We start from the raw sequence: 16,482 nt of genomic DNA, 5'->3' as shown, positions 1-16,482 counted from the left end.
AACCTGCCCGGCTCGCCGCTGGCGCCCCACGCATCGCGCGGGGCGCCGCCCGCGCGCGTCAGAAGCGCCAGGTCGCGCCCACGCTCAGGTAGCGGCCCACGGCGCCCTCCTGGTGCAGCGAGGGGTTGTAGTGCGCGCCGCCCGAGGACACGCCGCCGCCGCTGGAGCCGGACGCGAAGGCGTCGATGGGCGCGGCCCGGTCGAAGAGGTTGGTGACCGCCATGCGCAGGCTGAGGCCCGGCGTGAGCTGCCAGCTGGCGTTGAGGTTAACCGTGGTGAAGGACGGCACGCGGCACAGCGGCGAGCCCCCTGCGGGCAGGCCGTTGGGATAGATCGTGGACAGGGCCGAGGCGCAGTCGGGCAGGTTGTAGCTGCTGTCCTCCACCTTCATGCCGCTCACGTAGTTCAGCGTGCCGCTCAGCTCCACCGGCCCGCGCGCCCAGGCCAGGCCCAGCGAGGCGCGGTCCTTGGGCGTGCCGGTGTTGGTGGAGACAAAGCTCGGGCCGTGCGTGCCTGCCATCTCGTAGACCTGGCCGGGGCCGCGGTCGATGGTGTAGCGGATCATGTGCGACCACTGCAGCTGCGGCGTGAACTGGCCCCAGGCGCCGGCATCCAGCTTCATGCGCCAGTCCACATCCACGCCGCTGGTGCGCGCGCTGCCCAGGTTGATGAAGGGATAGGTGCCGTACAGGATGGTGTCGTCGGCCCCCGTGGGCGCGGCGTTCGGCGTGGTGGGGCTGTTCACGCGGTAGAGCTTGGTGCCGTAGGCCTCGGGTGTGTCGATCTGGCCCTGGCCGAACAGGCCCACCGACACGATCTGGTTGCGAATCTTGATGTCGTAGTAGTCGACCGACACGTTCATCGTCGGGATGGGCTCGAACACGAAGCCCAGCGTCATGGAGCGCGACTTCTCCGGCTTGAGGTCCTTGCCCGGCAGCTGCAGCTGCGTGCCGCCCACACCGATGTCGCAGGGCTGGCCCGGCTGCACCAGCTTGCACAGCGCGGTGTCCACCAGCGGCGGCAGGTAGCCAGCGCTCGACCCGCTGGTGCCGATCTCCACCGGGTTGGGCGCGCGGAAGCCCCCGGCCCAGGTGCCGCGCAGGATGAGCTCCTTCACCGGCACGTACTTCACGCCGGCCTTGGGCGTGACGGACGACCCATAGGTGTCGTAATGGTCCACGCGCATCGCAGCGTCCACTTCCAGCTGCGGGGTCAGCGGCGCCGCCAGCTCGACATAGCCGGCCGTGATGGTCTGCTTGCCCACACCGAAGGCGTAGATGTTGCTGGCCTGGGCGCCGCTGGAGAAGCCCTCGGGGAAGCGCTCGTTCAACGACCGCTTGCTGAACTCCACACCGGTGCCCAGCGCCAGGTTGCCGCCGCCGAGCTTCATCAGGTCGCGGCTGGCGCGCAGCGAGATGAAGTTCAGCGTGTTGGTGGACGTGGAGCGACCTTCGGGCGTGAGGCTGGCCAACACGCTGGCCGGGTTGTTGGCACCGATGACGTACTTGCCGCTGCTGAGCGCCGCTTGCAGCGCCGGCAGGCTGACGATGTTCTTCAGCGTCAGGTCGGTCGCCACCCGGGTCAGGCCGAGCGTGGCCTGCAGGTCCCAGCCGGCGATGCCGCCCGACAGCTCGGCCACCAGGCGCTGCGACTGCGTGGACGTCTGCGAGCGCTGGGCCGGCAGGTCGGTGAATTCATAGTCCACCGGGCTGCCGGTGGCCGGGTCGATGACGTTGGTGCCGTTGAGCAGCGTGGGCTGCGGGCTGGGGTGGTTGGGCCCGAAGTTGAAGGTGGTGATGCCGCCGTCCGGCGACACCCAGTTCAGCAGGCCCACCTGCGTGGCCCGGCTGCCCAGCACCGAAGCGGCGACCGACAGCGTCCAGTCCTGCGGCAGCAGCGCCGTCACCTTGCCGAGCAGGCTGTAGGTGCGCGTCTCGGGCGCCACCTGCAGCTCGGGGTTGGCCACCAGGCCGAGGTCGTCACCGCCGTAGCGTGTCCAGTCCGAGCCGCCCAGCGCCGGCCGCTCACTCAACAACACCGCGTTCTGGCGCCGAAAGCCCGCGCTCAGATAACCCGCGACCCCGTCGCGCGTGAGATCGCCAAAGCCGCGGATGCCCGAGACCTTGACCATGCGGCCATCGCCCTTGGACGCGCTGCCCACCTCGGCCTGCAGCGTCGTGCCCTCATGGCTGCGCTTGAGGATGACGTTGACGACGCCGGCCATCGCATCCGATCCGTAGATGGCCGACGCGCCGTCCTTCAGCACCTCCACGCGCTCGACGGCCTCGACCGGGATGGACGCGATGTCGACGAAATCACGCTGGCCGTCGTCCGGCAGCGGGTAGGACGCCATGCGGTGGCCGTCGATCAGCACCAGCGTCGCGCCCACCGTCAGGCCGCGCAGCGAGATGCCGCTGCCGCCGGCGCCGAAAGCGCCCGGCGTGGCCTGGCCCAGCGAGCCCATGTTGTTGGCCGACAGGTGCTGCAGCACCTCACCCAGCGTGCTGTAGCCACTGCGGGCGATGTCGGCGGCGCTGAGCTTCTGCACCGGGCTGGGCGTCTCGGCACTGGCGCGGCGGATGTTGGAGCCGGTGACCGTGACGCGGGCCAGCGAGGCCTTGTCGGCCGCCTCGCCACCCGCCGCACCATCACCGCTCGTGGCCTGGGCCCACAGGGCCGGGGAGAAGCAGGTCAGCAGGGCTGCGGCCAGTGGCAGCAGGGGCAGGCGGCGGGTCGTGTTCACAGTGAGGTCACCTCGTTGGGTTGGAGAAACGGCAAAAAGTGCGCGATTCTCGAGTCAGCAAGAACCGCGCCGCGCAAGCGTGTGCGCAAGTGGCGCGGGGTGTGGGCGCGCGGCAACGCATCGGCCGCCACGACCATGCCTGGCGCCACCGCGCAGCCTCCTAGACTCGCCGCATGAACCCCACCCTCATCGACGTCCTGCGGGGCGACACCATCGAGTCGCGCCACACCGGCGCCTTGGCCATCGTCGACGCCTCGGGCCGCGTGCACACCGCGCAGGGCGACGTGGACCGCCCCGTGTTCCCGCGCTCCGCCGTCAAGCTGCTGCAGGCGTTGCCGCTGGTGGCCAGCGGCGCGGCCGACGCCTTCTCGCTGACCGACGAGGAACTCTCGCTGGCCTGCGCCTCGCACAGCGGCGAACCCGCGCATGTGGCCACCGCCGCCGGTGTGCTGGCCAAGCTGGGGCTCGACGCGAGCGCGCTGGAATGCGGCACCCAATGGCCCGGCCGCGAGCCGGTGCTGCGCGCCATGGCGGCGCGCGGTGACGTCGCCACGCCGCTGCACAACAACTGCTCGGGCAAGCACAGCGGCTTCGTCTGCGTGGCCTGCCTGATGGCGCGCCAGGCCGGGGCGGAGCCGGCCGAGTTCGCCCGCGGCTATGTGGCCGCCGAACACCCCGTCATGCGCGAGGTGTCGGCCGCGCTGTCGGCCGCCACGGGCGTGGACGTCGAACACGCGCCGCGCGGCATCGACGGCTGCTCCATCCCCACCTTCGCGCTGCCACTGCGCGCGCTGGCGCTGGCCTTCGCGCGCGCCGGCACTGGCCAGGGCCTGTCCGACGCCCATGCCCACGCGGCGCGCCGGCTGCGCCGCGCGGTGACCGCGGCGCCGTTCATGGTCGGCGGCACGGACCGCTTTGACACCGTCGTCATGCAGGCGCTGGGCGAGCAGCTGTTCTGCAAGATCGGCGCCGAGGGCGTGTACTGCGCCGCCCTGCCCGCGCTGGGCCTGGGCGTGGCGCTGAAGATCGACGACGGCGCGGCGCGCGCCGCCGAAACCGCCATGGCGGCCGTGGCCGCCGCGCTGCTGCCCGGGCTGGACGACGCGCAGCACCGCCTGCTGGCGGGCCTGCACCACCTGACGCTGCGCAACTGGCGCGGCACCGAGGTGGGACGCCTGCAGCCGGCCGCGCCACTGGCCGCCGCGCTCGGCGGCGTCCTCAATCCGACGTAAAAAACGATACAAAACGAGACCAAGCAAGCGCTTGGTTGGCGGTAGAGTGCGGCCGCCATGCCCGCCCGACCGCCGCCCGACCCTGCTGCCGCTCCTGCACCCGCCCTCCCCGCCCGCGAGCGCCTGCTGGCCGAAGCCATGCGGCTGTTCGGCGAGCGCGGCTTCGACGCGGTGACCACCCGCGAAATCTGCAGCGCCGCCGGCGTGAACCCCGGCGCCATCCACTACCACTTCGGCGACAAGGACGGCCTGTACGCCGAGGTGCTGCGCGGCCCGGTGCGCGACCTGCAGCTCAGCATGGCCGGCTTCGACGACCCGGCCATCAGCCTGCACGAGGCCATCTGCCGCTTCGTGCGGCCCTTCCTGTTCGACGACGGCAGCTGCAGCACCCAGCTCTTTCTGCGCGAGATGGTGGCGCCCAGCCGCATCTTCATGGAGATGGTCACCGGTGAGATCGGGCCCATCTTCGACCGCTTCGCGCAGCTGCTGGCCCGCCACGCCGGCATGGACGCGCCCAACGCCGCGCTGCACCAGCTCGCCATGGGCCTGCAGGCCATGGCGCACGACTACGCGCTGAGCCGCCCCGTGCTCGACGCCTTCCACCCCGAGCTGCTCGCCGACGACCCGCACCTGGAACAGACCTGCCACCGCCTGGCCGACTGGGGCTGCGTGCTGGTCGACTACGAACGCCAACGCCACCTGAACCCATGACCACACGACTCCTGCTCGCTGCCCCGCTGCTGGCGCTGCTCGCGGCCTGCACCACGGCCCCGCCTGCCGCGCCGCCGGCGTCCACCGCCATCCCCGCCGCCTGGCGCTCGCCACTGCCCCATGGCGGCAGCACGGCCGCCTTGGGCACCTGGTGGCAGGCCTTCAGCGACCCGGCCCTGGCCCGCCTCATCGAGCGCGCGCAAGGCCAGAGCCCGACGCTGGCCCAGGCCGCCGCACGCCGCCGCCAGGCCGAGGCCGGTGCTGCCCAGGCCCGCGCCGCGCTGCTGCCCGCGCTGACCGCCAACGCCCAGGCCCAGCGCGGCCGTGCGCTCAACGGTGTGCCCGGCAACAGCACGCAGGCCGGCGCCACGCTCAACGCCAGCTGGGAGATCGACCTCTTCGGCGGCCAGCGCGCCGCCGCCGAGGCCGGTGCCGCCGAGGCCTCGGCCGCCACGGCCGACTGGCATGCCGCCCGCGTCAGCCTGGCCGCCGACGTGGCCCAGGCCTATGTGCAGCTGCGCCTGGCCCAGGCCCGCGAGGAAAGCGCCGAGCTCGACACCCGCTTCGCCGAGCAGACCGCCGCCTGGGGCCGCCAGCAGCAGGCGGCCGGCCTCCTCAGCGCCAGCGACGCCGCGCTGCTGAACACCGAGCGCGCCGTGGCCACGGCCAACCGCAGCCAGTGGCGGGCGGAGGCGCAGATCGCGCTGCAGACGCTGGCCCTGCTGTGCGGCGAGCGCGCCGAGGTGCTGGCCGCCGAGCTGGCACCGCCGGCCGTCGCGCCGGAAGGCATCGCACTGCGCCGCAGCCAGCCCCGCGCGCCTGCCTTTGACGTGACCGGCCTGCCCGCCCAGCTGCTCGCCCAGCGGCCCGATCTCGCCGCCGCGCACCAACGCTGGATCGCCAGCGTGCAGCAGCAGCGCAGTGTGGAGGCGCAGCGCTGGCCGCAGCTCAGCCTGGCCGCGCTGGCCGGCGAGACGCGGCTGCGCGCTGGTGGCATCACCAGCAACGCCTCGACCTGGGCCTTCGGCCCCTCGCTGAGCCTGCCGCTGTTCGATGCCGGCCTGCGCCAGGCCCGCGCCCAAGGCGCCGAGGCCGCGGCCGACGAAGCCGCCGCGGCGCTGCAGGCGCGCTGGCAGCAGGCCGTGGCTGAGGTGGAGGAGCAACTGCAACGCGTGGCCGCCAGCAGCGAGCGCGAGCGCGAGATCGACGCCGTCAAGCGCGAATGGGAAGGGATCGCGCTGCGCACCGGCGCCCAGGCCCAGGCCGGCCTGCAAAGCGGCGTGCAGCGCAACACCACCTACCGCAACGCGCTGGCCGCCTACGACGCCGTGCTGGGCGTGCGCGCCGAGCAGGCGCTGGCCTGGATCAGCCTGTACCGCGCCCTGGGCGGCGGCTGGAAGGAATGAAGCCCCTCGCCCTGTCCGGCCGCGCTGAACGCGGGCCGGCCCGGTCGGTCCCCCCAGGGGACGGCGATGCATGCGGCCTGGAGCCGCATGCACATCGCCTCAGGCGGGCCGACTTGGGAGCGGCCCGGCGCTCGGCCCGCAAGAACGCACGACGTGAGCCCACAAATTTCCCTGGACAACTGACATGAAGACCCGCATCCCCACCCTCCTCACCGCCACCCTGACGCTCGCGCTGGCCGCGGCCTTCGTCATCGCGCTGTCCGGCCCGGCCGAGGCCCAGCAGGCCGCCGCCAGTGCGGCGCCCAAGCCGGCACTGACCGTCAAGCGCGTGCTGGCCCAGTCGGCCACCTGGCCGCAGACGCTCGCCGGCACCGGCTCCATCGCGGCCTGGCAGGACGTCGTCATCGGCGCCGAGATCGGCGGCCAGCGCCTGGCCGCGCTCAATGTCGACGTGGGCGACCGCGTCAAGAAAGGCCAGCTGCTGGCCCGGCTGAGCCCCGGCACGCTGGAGGCCGACCTCGCCGCCAGCAAGGCCGCGCTGTTGGAGGCCGAGGCCGCTGCCCGCGAGGCTGGCCAGACGGCAGCGCGCGTGAAGACGCTGCAGGGCAGCGACGCACTGTCGGCCCAGGCCATCGACCAGGCGCTGGCCGCCGACGCCGCCGCCCAGGCCCGCGTGGCCGCGGCGCGGGCCCGCGTGCAGGCCGATCAGCTGCGCCTGTCCTACACGCAGATCACCGCGCCGGACGACGGTGTGATCAGCGCCCGCATCGCCACGCCCGGCGCGCTGGTGCAGCCGGGCCAGGAGCTGTTCCGTCTGCAACGCAGCGGCCGCCTGGAGTGGCGCGCCGAGGTGCCCGGGGCCGAGCTGGGCCAGCTCAAGATCGGCCAGAAGGTGCGCGTGCAGCCCAGCGGCGCGCCACCGGTGGACGGCCGCGTGCGCCGCATCGCGCCGCAGATCGACCCGCAGACCCGCAACGGCCTGGTCTATGTGGACATCAGCGGCGGCGGCGAGGCGCTGCGCGCGGGCCTGTTCGCACGCGGCGAGTTCGTGCTGGGCGAGAGCGCCGCGCTGACGCTGCCGCAGAGCGCCGTGCTGCTGCGCGACGGCTTCAGCTATGTGTTCCGCATCGACGGCAACAAGGTGCGCCAGCAGAAGGTGCAGGTGGGCCGCCGCGAAGGCACGCGCATCGAGATCCGCGCGGGCCTGGCGGCCGGCACGGTGGTGGTGGAGTCGGGCGTGGGCTTCCTGGCCGATGGCGACACGGTGCTGGTCGCCACCGCGACGGGCGACGCCGCCCGCGCGCCCAAGTAAGGAGCCGCTGCGATGTTCAACGTCTCCCGCTGGTCCATCGCCAACCCGGTGCCGGCCATCATGTTCTTCATCATGCTGACGGCCGCCGGCCTGTACGGCTTCAAGCAGATGAAGATCCAGCAGTTCCCCGACATCGAACTGCCCACCATCGTCATCTCCGCCTCGCTGCCGGGCACCGCGCCCGCGCAGATGGAAACCGAGGTGGCCCGCAAGATCGAGAACTCGGTCGCGTCGGCCCAAGGCGTCAAGCACATCTACACCAAGGTGCAGGACGGCAGCGCCAGCATCACGGTCGAGTACCGGCTGGAGAAGCCGCTGCAGGAGGCGCTGGACGACACGCGCGACGCGGTGGCCCGCATCCGCGCCGACCTGCCCGCCGACCTGCGCGACCCGGTCATCACCAAGATGAACCTGTCGGGCATGCCCATCCTGACCTACACGGTCTCGTCCAGCGCGATGGATGACGAGGCGCTGTCCTGGTTCGTCGACAACCAGGTCACCAAGCGCATGCTGGCCGTGCGCGGCGTGGGCTCGGTGGCCCGCGTCGGCGGCGTCAGCCGCGAGCTGCGCGTGGCGCTGGACCCGTCCCGCATGCTGGCGCTGGGCGTGACCGCCGCCGAGGTGTCGCGCCAGCTGAAGAACGTGCAGCAGGAAGCCCCGGGCGGCCGCGCCCAGCTGGGCGGCGCGGAGCAGTCGCTGCGCACCATCGCCACCGTGCAGAGCGCCGAGGAGCTGGCCGCGATGGACATCCCGCTGGCCGACGGCCGCCGCGTGCGCCTGGATCAGGTGGCCACGGTCAGCGACACGCTGGCGGAGCGGCGCGCCGGTGCCTTCCTGAACGGCAAGCCGGTGGTGGGCTTCGAGGTCGTGCGCGCCAAGGGCGCGGGCGAGGTGGACGTGGCCGAGCGCGTGCGCGCGGCGCTGGAGGAGCTGAAGGCGGCGCATCCGGACATCACCGTCACCGAGGCCTTCAACTTCGTCGACCCCGTCATCGAGAACTACGACGGCAGCATGAAGCTGCTGCTGGAAGGCGCCTTCCTGGCCGTCGTCGTGGTGTGGTTCTTCCTGCGCGACTGGCGGGCCACGCTGGTCAGCGCGGTGGCGCTGCCGCTGTCGGCACTGCCGGCCTTTTATGTGATGTACCTGATGGGCTTCACGCTCAACGTCGTGACGCTGCTGTCGCTGTCGCTGGTCATCGGCGTGCTGGTGGACGACGCCATCGTCGAGATCGAGAACATCATGCGTCACCTGACGCAGGGCAAGACACCGCTGGAAGCCGCCCGCGAGGCGGCCGACGAGATCGGCCTGGCCGTCATCGCCACGACCTTCACGCTGATCGCGGTGTTCCTGCCCACGGCCTTCATGAGCGGCGTGGTGGGCAAGTTCTTCGTGCAGTTCGGCTGGACGGCGGCCATCGCCGTGTTCTTCTCGCTGGTGGTGGCCCGCATGCTGACGCCGATGATGGCGGCCTACATCCTGAAAGCCCCCAAGCACGCGCACAAGGACCCGTTCTGGATGCCTGCCTACATGCGCTGGGCGCGCTGGGCGTTCACGCACAAGGGCAAGACGATGGCGCTGACCGTCGCGTTCAGCATGGCCGCTTGCGCACCGCTGTTCATGGACAAGATCTCCAAGGCCTTCATCCCGCCGGACGACCTCAGCCAGACGCAGATCAGCATCGAGCTGCCGCCCGGCAGCACCTACGAAGAGACCCGTGTCATTGCCGAGCAGGCCCGCGCCGTGGCGGCCCAGCACGGCCACGTCAAGCTGATCTACACGGCCGTGGGCGGCGGCAGCGCCGGCGGCGACCCGTTCGCGATGAGCGGTGCGGCCGAGGCCCGCAAGGCCACGCTGACGCTCAACCTCACGCCGCGCCAGGAACGCAGCGGCATCAGCAAGCAGCAGATCGAGCGCGAGCTGCGCACGCAACTGGCCAGCATCGCCGGCGCGCGCATCAAGGTCAGCTTCGGCGGCTCCAGCGAGAAGTACCAGTTGGTGCTCGCCGGCGAGGACGGCGAGACGCTGGCCCAGCACGCCGCCAAGGTGGAGAGCGAGCTGCGCGGCCTGCCCGGCATCGGCCAGGTGACCAGCAGCTCCAGCCTGCAGCGGCCCGAGCTCATCGTGCGCCCCGACGCCGCCCGCGCCGCGGACCTGGGTGTGAGCACGGCGGCGATTGCCGACACGCTGCGCATCGCAACGGCCGGTGACTACGACCAGCTGCTGCCCAAGCTCAACCTCAGCCAGCGCCAGGTGCCCATCGTCGTGCGCCTGCCGGACGCCGCCCGCGCCGACCTCGCGCTGCTGGGCGAGCTGACCGTGCCGGGCGCACGCGGCCCGGTGCCGCTGCGCCAGGTGGCCGAGCTGCAGCTGGCCAGTGGCCCGGCGCAGATCGACCGCTACGACCGGCTGCGCAACGTCAACTTCGAGCTGGAGCTCAACGGCCAGTCGCTGTCCGACGTGCAGGCCGCGGCCGACAAGCTGCCCAGCCTGAAAAACTTGCCGCCGGGCGTCACCAAGGCCGAGATCGGCGACGCCGAGGCCTTCGCGGAGCTGGGCCAGGGCTTCCTGCTGGCCATGGGCACGGGCGTGGCGTGCATCTACATCGTGCTGGTGCTGCTGTTCCACGCGTGGGTGCAGCCGGTCACCATCCTCGGGGCGCTGGTGCTGTCCATCCCGGGCGCCATCCTGGCGCTGTTCGTGACGGGCACCGACCTGTCCATGCCGGCCATGATCGGCATGATCATGCTGATGGGCATCGCGACGAAGAACTCCATCCTGCTGGTGGAGTACGCCATCGTCGCGCAGCGCGAACACGGCCTGTCCCGGCTGGATGCGCTGCTGGACGCCTGCCACAAGCGCGCGCGGCCCATCGTCATGACGACGCTGGCCATGGGCGCAGGCATGATGCCCATCGCGCTGGGCTTCGGCACGGACCCGAGCTTCCGCGCCCCGATGGCCATCGTCGTCATCGGCGGCCTGATCACCAGCACCTTCCTGAGCCTGCTGGTGATCCCGGTGCTGTACGAGATCGTGGACGACGTGATCCAGAAGTTCAGCCGCAAGCGCGGCACGGCGGCCGCGGCCTGAGGCCGCGCCCGGCCTCGCTCAGCGGCGCTGCAGCGAGGCCAGCTCGGCGCTGACCAGGCGCTCGCGCAGGTTCCAGCCCATCAGGCTGGCGGCGGTGCCCACGCCGTGGGCCACCAGGCCGATGGCCCAGCCCCACACGGGGAAGAAGGGCTGGAAGCTGCCGCCAGCCAGGTAGCGGGCCAGCGAGATGCCCAGGTTCACCGCCAGGAACACGCCCAGGTGGATCAGGAAACCCATCTTGATGTCCACACGGCGCTGGGCCAGGGCGTGCAGGTCGGTGGTGTTGAGGTCGTGGTTCATGGGGCGGCTCCTTGCGGTTCGGGTTGCGATGCACGCATGGTGCGTCGCCGCCTGGCCCGGCCCCAGCGCGCCGCGACGGATGGCGAGGCCGCGCGCTGAATCGACAGCCGCCCCACCTGGGCGGCGGCCCGCAGTCACCCCAGCTTGAACACCGCCACCGAGCGCGCCAGCTCATCGGCCTGCTGGCGCAGGCTGGCGGCTGCGGCGGCCGACTCCTCCACGAGCGCCGCGTTCTGCTGCGTCATCTGGTCCAGGCCCGCGATGGCCTGGCCGATCTGGCCGATGCCGGTGCTCTGCTCGCCGGTGGCATGGCTGATCTCCGACACGATGCTGCTGACGCGCGCGATCGCCTCGATGATCTCGTGCATGGTGCGGCCCGCCTGCGTGACGAGCTGGGCGCCGTTGTCCACGTTCTCGCCGCTGTGGGTGATCAGCGTCTTGATCTCCTTGGCGGCTTCGGCCGAACGCTGGGCCAGCGTGCGCACCTCGCCGGCCACCACCGCAAAGCCCCGCCCCTGCTCGCCGGCCCGCGCGGCCTCCACGGCGGCATTCAGCGCCAGGATGTTGGTCTGGAACGCAATGCCGTCGATGACGGCAATGATGTCGGCGATCTTGGCGGACGAAGCGCTGATCTGACCCATGGTCTGCACCACCTGGTCCACCACCGTACCGCCACGCCGAGCCACCTCGGCCGCGTCGCCGGCCAGTTGCTGGGCCTGCCGGGCCGACTCGGCGTTGTGCGTGACGCTGGCCGTCAGCTCTTCCATGGCCGAGGCCGTCTCCTGCAGGTTGGACGCCGCCTGCTCGGTGCGGTTGCTCAAGTCCTGGCTGCCGATGGCCACCTCGCGGGAGGCGGTGGCGATGCTGTCGGTGCTCTGGCGCACGCCCGTCACCACCTGGGCCAGGGACTCCTGCATGCCCCGCACACCCCGCATCAGCGCGGAGGTTTCGTCACGCCCGACGACGCGGATGGCCTGGCTCAGGTCGTGCGCCGCAATACGCTCTGCCGCGCGAACGGCAACCGCCAGCGGCGCCAGGATGGAACGGATGTTGACCGCCGTGTAAGCCAGCAGCAGCAGCACCGCCGCCGCCACCACCAACACCAGATTGCGCCGGATGCTGGCCTCATGCGCCGCCAGCTTCGCGACCTGGTCGGCGGAATGCTTGTCGATGCGCTCCGTCATCTCGTTCAGTGTCTTGTCCATGGCCCGCACCGGGCCCTTGACCGGCTCCATCGCCTGGTTGGCAGCCGCCGTGTCGGCAAACTCGCCGCGCGCCAGGCGCTCCAGGATGCCGCTGAAACCGCTGCGGTAGTCCTGCAGGGACTTCTGCAACTCCGCCGGCATTCGCTGCACGTCAGCCGGCATGTCCAGCTTGGCGATGCGGTCCAGGCTGGTGGCGACCTTGTCGAACGTCGCCATCCAGTCCTTGCGGTAGCGCTCGACCGACTTCGCATCCGTCAGGTTGATGAGCAAGTCCTTCTCGTAGCGCCGCAGATTGCCCACACCGGCGCGTATGCCGGCCAACTGCGTCAGCGCGTCCACATCGTTGGCCACGTAGTGCGCGAACTCGGCGTTGGACTGCGACAGGCTGCGCAACCCTTGAATGCCGACAACCAGCATGCCCAGCACCGCCAGGGCAGCCAAGGCGAGCAGGCGCGCCTTGATCGTGAAATCGCTCAGCTTCATCACCACACCCTCCGAGGTTGTGGCGGGAGCCTAGCCGCTCCCCACGACAACGCCAAGCGTCGGACTGATCAGGGGCTGTCAGCCGCCCACAGCGCTTGCATGGCGTTCGTGAAAGCATCACGAATCCGCTGCGGCTCGCGCCACGGCCGCGCCCGGCCCGCCACCCACACCGACTGCCACGGCATGCCGTTACTGCCGAACACGACGGCATCCAGCAGCGCGTCGTCAGGCAGCCCGCGCAGACCATCGGCATCGCGGTTCAGCACCAGCGCATCGGCCCGGGCGCCGGGCGTCAGGCCCCAGGCCGCGAAACCGGCCGCACGGGCGCCGCCATGCACGGCCGCCTCGAACAGCCGGGCCGCGCTGGACGGCTGCACGCCAGGCAGCGCGGCGATGTTGCGCTGCCGGTGCAGCAGGCGCTGGCCATACTCCAGCCAGCGCAGCTCCTCCACCCAGCCGCGCGTGACCTGGCTGTCCGAACCCACCGTCAGCGGCACCCCGGCCTGCAGCCAGCGCGGCAGATCCGCGAAACCGTCACCCAGGTTGGCCTCGGTGCCAGGGCAGATGACGATGCCGGCGCCGCTGGCGGCCACGGCCTCGATCTCGGCCGGCTCGGCATGCGTGGCATGCACCAGCTGCCAGCGCGTGTCCAGGTGGCCGCCCTCGGCCAGCCATTGCAGCGGCCGCTGGCCGGTGGCGGCCAGGCAATCGGCCACCTCGGCCGTCTGCTCGGCGACGTGGATGTGCAGCGGCAGGTCGTGGCTGCCCACCACCTCGCGCAGCCGCTTGATGTCGGCCGGCGACGCGCCGCGCAGCGAATGCAGCGCGACACCCGCGTTGACGCGCGGCAGCCCGGCTGCGTTGATGCGCTGGCAGGCCCGCCAGGCCCAGTCGGCATCGGCTGCAAAGCGATGCTGGTCGGGGCGCAAGCCGGCGGCGGCAAAGCCGCTGCGGGTGTAGACCACCGGCAGCAGCGTCAAGCCGATGCCGGTGTCTTCGGCCGCGCCGGCCAGCGCCCAGGCCATGTCCAGCTCGTCCTCGAACGCCTGGCCGGCGGCCGGGTGGTGCAGGTAGTGGAACTCGCAGACCTGGGTGTAGCCGCCCCGCAGCAGCTCGGCATAGAGCTGGCTGGCCACGGCGCGCAGTTGCTGCGGCGAGATGCGCAGCGCCAGCGCGTACATGCGGTCGCGCCAGCTCCAGAAGTCGTCCTGCCCGGCCTCGCGCCGCTCGGCCAGGCCGACGAAGGCGCGCTGGAAGGCGTGGCTGTGCGCGTTGACCAGGCTGGGGATGACCGGCCCGGCCAGCAGCTCCGCGCCGGGCGGCGCCGGGTGGTTGACGGTGATCTCGGCCCAGTGGCCGGTGCCGTCCACGGTCAGCAGCACATCGCGCTGCCAGCCGCCGTTGACCCAGGCCAGGGGCGCATGGAGTTGCTTCAGCATGCCAGCAACTCCGTCAGCAGCTGCTCGATGAGCGGCGCCACGCGGGCGGCGGCGGCTTCGTCATAGGCCTCGCGCGGGTCGCGCGCCTCGTCCATGTAGCAGCGCTGGCACATCTCCAGCTGCACCGCATGCACGCCCTGGCCGGGCTGGCCGTAGTGGCGCGTGATGTAGCCGCCCTTGAAGCGGCCGTTGACGACCTGGCTGTAGGCCGTCTGCGCGGCCAGCACCGCGCCCAGCCGGCGGGTGATGGCAGGATCGCAGGACGCGCCGTCGGCCGTGCCCAGGTTCAGCGCCGGCAGCTGGCCGTCGAACAGCCAGGGCAGCTCGGAGCGGATGCTGTGGCCGTCGAACAGCAGTGCGCGGCCGTGCTCGGCATGCAGGCGCTGCAGTTCGGCGGCCAGCGCATCGTGGTAGGGCCGCCAGTAGGCGTCACGGCGCTCGGCAATGGCCGCGGCGTCGGGCTCGGCGCCGTCGCGGTACAGCGGCTCGCTGCTGAAGAAGCGCGTGGGCACCAGGCCCGTGCCGCCCGACGCGCCGGGGTACAGCGGCTGGTCATCCGGCGGGCGGTTCAGGTCGACGACGTAGCGGCTGTAGCGCGCCACGATGAGGCTGGCGCCCAAGGCCTCGGCCAGCGGACGGTACAGGCGCGCCAGGTGCCAGTCGGTGTCCTCGCTGGCCAGCGCACGGGGCACCAGGCGGTCGGCCAGCGCCGGCGGGATGTCGGTGCCCACGTGGGGCAGGCTGATCAGCAGCGGCACGCGGCCGCGCTGCAGTTCATAGACGCTCATGTTCCTCCCTGGCACACCCGTTCTATCAGCGGGTTATGTCCGAAGCATGCTGCCAGCTCGCGCGGATGGGCGCCATCCCAGAGACAGAAGTCGGCGCGCTGGCCGGCGACGAGCTGGCCGCGGTCGCGCAGGCCCAGCGCACGCGCTCCGTGGACGGTGATCCCGCGCCAGGCCTCCTCGGGCGTCAAGCGGAACAGCACGCAGGCCATGTTCAGCATCAGCAGCGGCGACAGCGTGGGCGAGCTGCCCGGGTTGTGATCGGTCGCGATGGCGATGGGCACGCCGGCATCGCGCAGCGCCTGCACGGGTGGCAGCCGGGTCTCGCGCAGCGCGTAGAAGGCACCCGGCAGCAGCACGGCCACGCTGCCGGCCTGGGCCATGGCCTGGATGCCGGCCGAGCTCAGAAACTCCAGGTGATCGCAGCTCAGCGCACCGTGGCGGGCGGCGAGTGCGGCGCCGCCCTGGTCGCTCAGCTGCTCGGCATGCAGCTTGACGGCCAGGCCCAGGCGGCCCGCCGCCTCGAACACCCGCGCCACCTGGGCCGGGCTGAACGCGATGTTCTCGCAGAAGGCGTCCACCGCATCGACCAGGCCCTCGGCATGCAGCGCCGGCAGCCAGGCACAGACGGCGTCGATGTAGGCATCGGCGTCGCTGAATTCGGGCGGCAGCGCATGGGCGCCCAGGTAGGTGGTGCGCACGTCCACGCCACGCAGCTGGCGGGCCACGCGCAGCATGCGCGCCTCGGTGCCGGCGTCCAGCCCGTAGCCGGACTTGACCTCCAGCGTCGTCACGCCCTCGCGCATCAGCGCCTGGGCACGGCGCGTGGCCGAGGCCAGCAGCTCGGCCTCGCTGGCGGCGCGCGTGGCCGCCACCGTCGAGCGGATGCCGCCGCCAGCCCGGGCGATGTCGGCATAGCTGGCACCGTGCAGGCGCTGCTCGAACTCCTGTGCGCGGTTGCCGCCATAGACGAGGTGGGTGTGGCAGTCCACCAGCCCCGGCGTGACCAGCGCGCCGTGCAGCTCCACCACCTCGTCGGCCGGCGGCGCCTCGGCGCTGGGGCCCACCCAGTGCAGCAGACCGTCGTCGCCCACCAGCAGCGCGCCGTCGTCGATCAGGCCCCAGCCGCGCTCACCGGCCAACGTGGCCAGGCGCCCACCCCGCCACAGCTTCATGTGTCGGCGCTCCAGGTCAGCCACCAGGCATGGCTGGCGGTGGCGTCGGGGCCCATGAAGACGCAGCTCTGCGCGGCCGGCGCCTCGCACCAGGCCAGCGTCAGCGGCGCCAGCGGCATGGCGCGGTGGCCGTGCTCCAGCAGCCCGCCTTCCACGGTGAACAGGCCCACCCACGGCGTGCGCGGCAGCAGCACCCGGCTGGCCGGCAGAACCTCCAGGTTGCCGTGGCGCTCCATGGCGTTGAACACGTCCGTCGCGCCGCGGATGAGCTGGGCGTCCGGGGCCAGCCCGCCGTCGAAGCCCAGCGGCTCGTCGCCCATGCTCTGCGGCCAGTCGAACAGGCGCAGCCCGGCGCCGCCGATGACCGCCAGTTGGCGGTGCACGCCGGGAAAGGCCGAGAACGGCCCATCGCGGTCCACGCGCGCGACGCTGACGCGCAGCACCCAATCGTGCGCATGCGGCCAGGCCAGCAGCTCACGCGTCGTGCCGCCACCGTTCTTCCAGGCCTGCGGCTGGACGTCTGCCGCGCTGACCTTGCTCCAACTCATGTTCTCGTTCCCGCTTCAATGGCTCGCCGCGGATTGTCGGCAGCGCCGGCCGGCAT

At 72.0% G+C, this 16,482-nt stretch carries 12 protein-coding genes; 5 read left to right on the top strand and 7 right to left on the bottom strand.

Annotated features, from left to right (window positions below; all coding sequences use genetic code 11):
* Nucleotides 1–58: 58 nt before the first annotated feature.
* Nucleotides 59–2,743 carry a TonB-dependent receptor gene (locus tag NYO99_RS00725; protein WP_268165181.1) on the bottom strand — a complete coding sequence of 895 codons (2,685 nt, stop codon included), beginning with the start codon at nucleotides 2,741–2,743 and terminating at the stop codon, nucleotides 59–61.
* Nucleotides 2,744–2,916: 173 nt separating this feature from the next.
* Here NYO99_RS00725 and NYO99_RS00720 point away from each other — a divergent pair, with 173 nt between their 5' ends.
* The 5 genes from NYO99_RS00720 (at nucleotide 2,917) to NYO99_RS00700 (ending at nucleotide 10,491) form a co-directional block, all read left to right on the top strand.
* Nucleotides 2,917–3,975: an asparaginase gene (locus tag NYO99_RS00720; protein WP_268165180.1), complete on the top strand. Its 1,059-nt coding sequence runs from the start codon at nucleotides 2,917–2,919 to the stop codon at nucleotides 3,973–3,975.
* 57 nt (nucleotides 3,976–4,032) lie between these two features.
* A complete protein-coding gene (locus NYO99_RS00715) occupies nucleotides 4,033–4,686 on the top strand; it encodes a TetR/AcrR family transcriptional regulator (protein ID WP_268165179.1) in 654 nt (217 codons plus the stop codon).
* A complete protein-coding gene (locus NYO99_RS00710) occupies nucleotides 4,683–6,092 on the top strand; it encodes an efflux transporter outer membrane subunit (RefSeq protein WP_268165177.1) in 1,410 nt (469 codons plus the stop codon). The genes NYO99_RS00715 and NYO99_RS00710 overlap by 4 nt, the downstream gene beginning before the upstream one ends.
* A 184-nt stretch (nucleotides 6,093–6,276) precedes the next feature.
* Nucleotides 6,277–7,404, top strand: a complete 1,128-nt coding sequence (locus tag NYO99_RS00705; protein ID WP_268165176.1) for an efflux RND transporter periplasmic adaptor subunit — start codon at nucleotides 6,277–6,279, stop codon at nucleotides 7,402–7,404.
* Nucleotides 7,405–7,416: 12 nt separating this feature from the next.
* A complete protein-coding gene (locus NYO99_RS00700; RefSeq protein ID WP_268165175.1) occupies nucleotides 7,417–10,491 on the top strand; it encodes an efflux RND transporter permease subunit in 3,075 nt (1,024 codons plus the stop codon).
* 18 nt (nucleotides 10,492–10,509) lie between these two features.
* Here NYO99_RS00700 and NYO99_RS00695 read toward each other — a convergent pair whose 3' ends face one another.
* From NYO99_RS00695 to NYO99_RS00665, 6 genes are all read right to left on the bottom strand, one after another.
* The gene (locus NYO99_RS00695) at nucleotides 10,510–10,791 is read right to left on the bottom strand and encodes a 2TM domain-containing protein (RefSeq protein ID WP_268165174.1); all 282 of its coding nucleotides are present in this window, start codon (nucleotides 10,789–10,791) and stop codon (nucleotides 10,510–10,512) included.
* A gap of 134 nt (nucleotides 10,792–10,925) precedes the next feature.
* Nucleotides 10,926–12,479: a methyl-accepting chemotaxis protein gene (locus NYO99_RS21325; RefSeq protein WP_326494811.1), complete on the bottom strand. Its 1,554-nt coding sequence runs from the start codon at nucleotides 12,477–12,479 to the stop codon at nucleotides 10,926–10,928.
* Nucleotides 12,480–12,547: 68 nt separating this feature from the next.
* Nucleotides 12,548–13,918, bottom strand: coding sequence for a formimidoylglutamate deiminase (hutF, locus tag NYO99_RS00680; RefSeq protein ID WP_268165173.1), 1,371 nt, complete (start codon nucleotides 13,916–13,918; stop codon nucleotides 12,548–12,550).
* On the bottom strand, nucleotides 13,912–14,706 hold the full coding sequence (gene hutG, locus NYO99_RS00675) for an N-formylglutamate deformylase (RefSeq protein ID WP_268165172.1): 795 nt from the start codon (nucleotides 14,704–14,706) through the stop codon (nucleotides 13,912–13,914). Before hutG ends, hutF begins: the two co-directional genes overlap by 7 nt.
* A complete protein-coding gene (gene hutI, locus NYO99_RS00670) occupies nucleotides 14,703–15,878 on the bottom strand; it encodes an imidazolonepropionase (protein ID WP_268165171.1) in 1,176 nt (391 codons plus the stop codon). Before hutI ends, hutG begins: the two co-directional genes overlap by 4 nt.
* Nucleotides 15,875–16,426 (bottom strand): HutD/Ves family protein, encoded by a 552-nt coding sequence (locus tag NYO99_RS00665; protein ID WP_268165170.1) that lies wholly within the window; start codon nucleotides 16,424–16,426, stop codon nucleotides 15,875–15,877. The genes hutI and NYO99_RS00665 overlap by 4 nt, the downstream gene beginning before the upstream one ends.
* Nucleotides 16,427–16,482 lie beyond the last annotated feature (56 nt).

It is taken from the genome of Roseateles hydrophilus (assembly GCF_026712245.1).
GTDB classification, from domain to species: domain Bacteria; phylum Pseudomonadota; class Gammaproteobacteria; order Burkholderiales; family Burkholderiaceae_C; genus Pelomonas; species Pelomonas hydrophilus.
The sequence above is the reverse complement of the archived record's forward strand: the minus strand, read 5'-3'. Positions and strand labels throughout refer to the sequence as shown.

Bases quoted from the DNA above. Each gene is read 5' to 3' on its own strand.
- NYO99_RS00720 (WP_268165180.1), top strand. From the start codon at position 2,917: ATGAACCCCACCCTCATCGACGTCCTGCGGGGCGACACCATCGAGTCG.
- NYO99_RS00715 (WP_268165179.1), top strand. From the start codon at position 4,033: ATGCCCGCCCGACCGCCGCCCGACCCTGCTGCCGCTCCTGCACCCGCC.
- NYO99_RS00710 (WP_268165177.1), top strand. From the start codon at position 4,683: ATGACCACACGACTCCTGCTCGCTGCCCCGCTGCTGGCGCTGCTCGCG.
- NYO99_RS00705 (WP_268165176.1), top strand. From the start codon at position 6,277: ATGAAGACCCGCATCCCCACCCTCCTCACCGCCACCCTGACGCTCGCG.
- NYO99_RS00700 (WP_268165175.1), top strand. From the start codon at position 7,417: ATGTTCAACGTCTCCCGCTGGTCCATCGCCAACCCGGTGCCGGCCATC.
- NYO99_RS00695 (WP_268165174.1), bottom strand. From the start codon at position 10,791: ATGAACCACGACCTCAACACCACCGACCTGCACGCCCTGGCCCAGCGC.
- NYO99_RS21325 (WP_326494811.1), bottom strand. From the start codon at position 12,479: ATGAAGCTGAGCGATTTCACGATCAAGGCGCGCCTGCTCGCCTTGGCT.
- hutF (WP_268165173.1), bottom strand. From the start codon at position 13,918: ATGCTGAAGCAACTCCATGCGCCCCTGGCCTGGGTCAACGGCGGCTGG.
- hutG (WP_268165172.1), bottom strand. From the start codon at position 14,706: ATGAGCGTCTATGAACTGCAGCGCGGCCGCGTGCCGCTGCTGATCAGC.
- hutI (WP_268165171.1), bottom strand. From the start codon at position 15,878: ATGAAGCTGTGGCGGGGTGGGCGCCTGGCCACGTTGGCCGGTGAGCGC.
- NYO99_RS00665 (WP_268165170.1), bottom strand. From the start codon at position 16,426: ATGAGTTGGAGCAAGGTCAGCGCGGCAGACGTCCAGCCGCAGGCCTGG.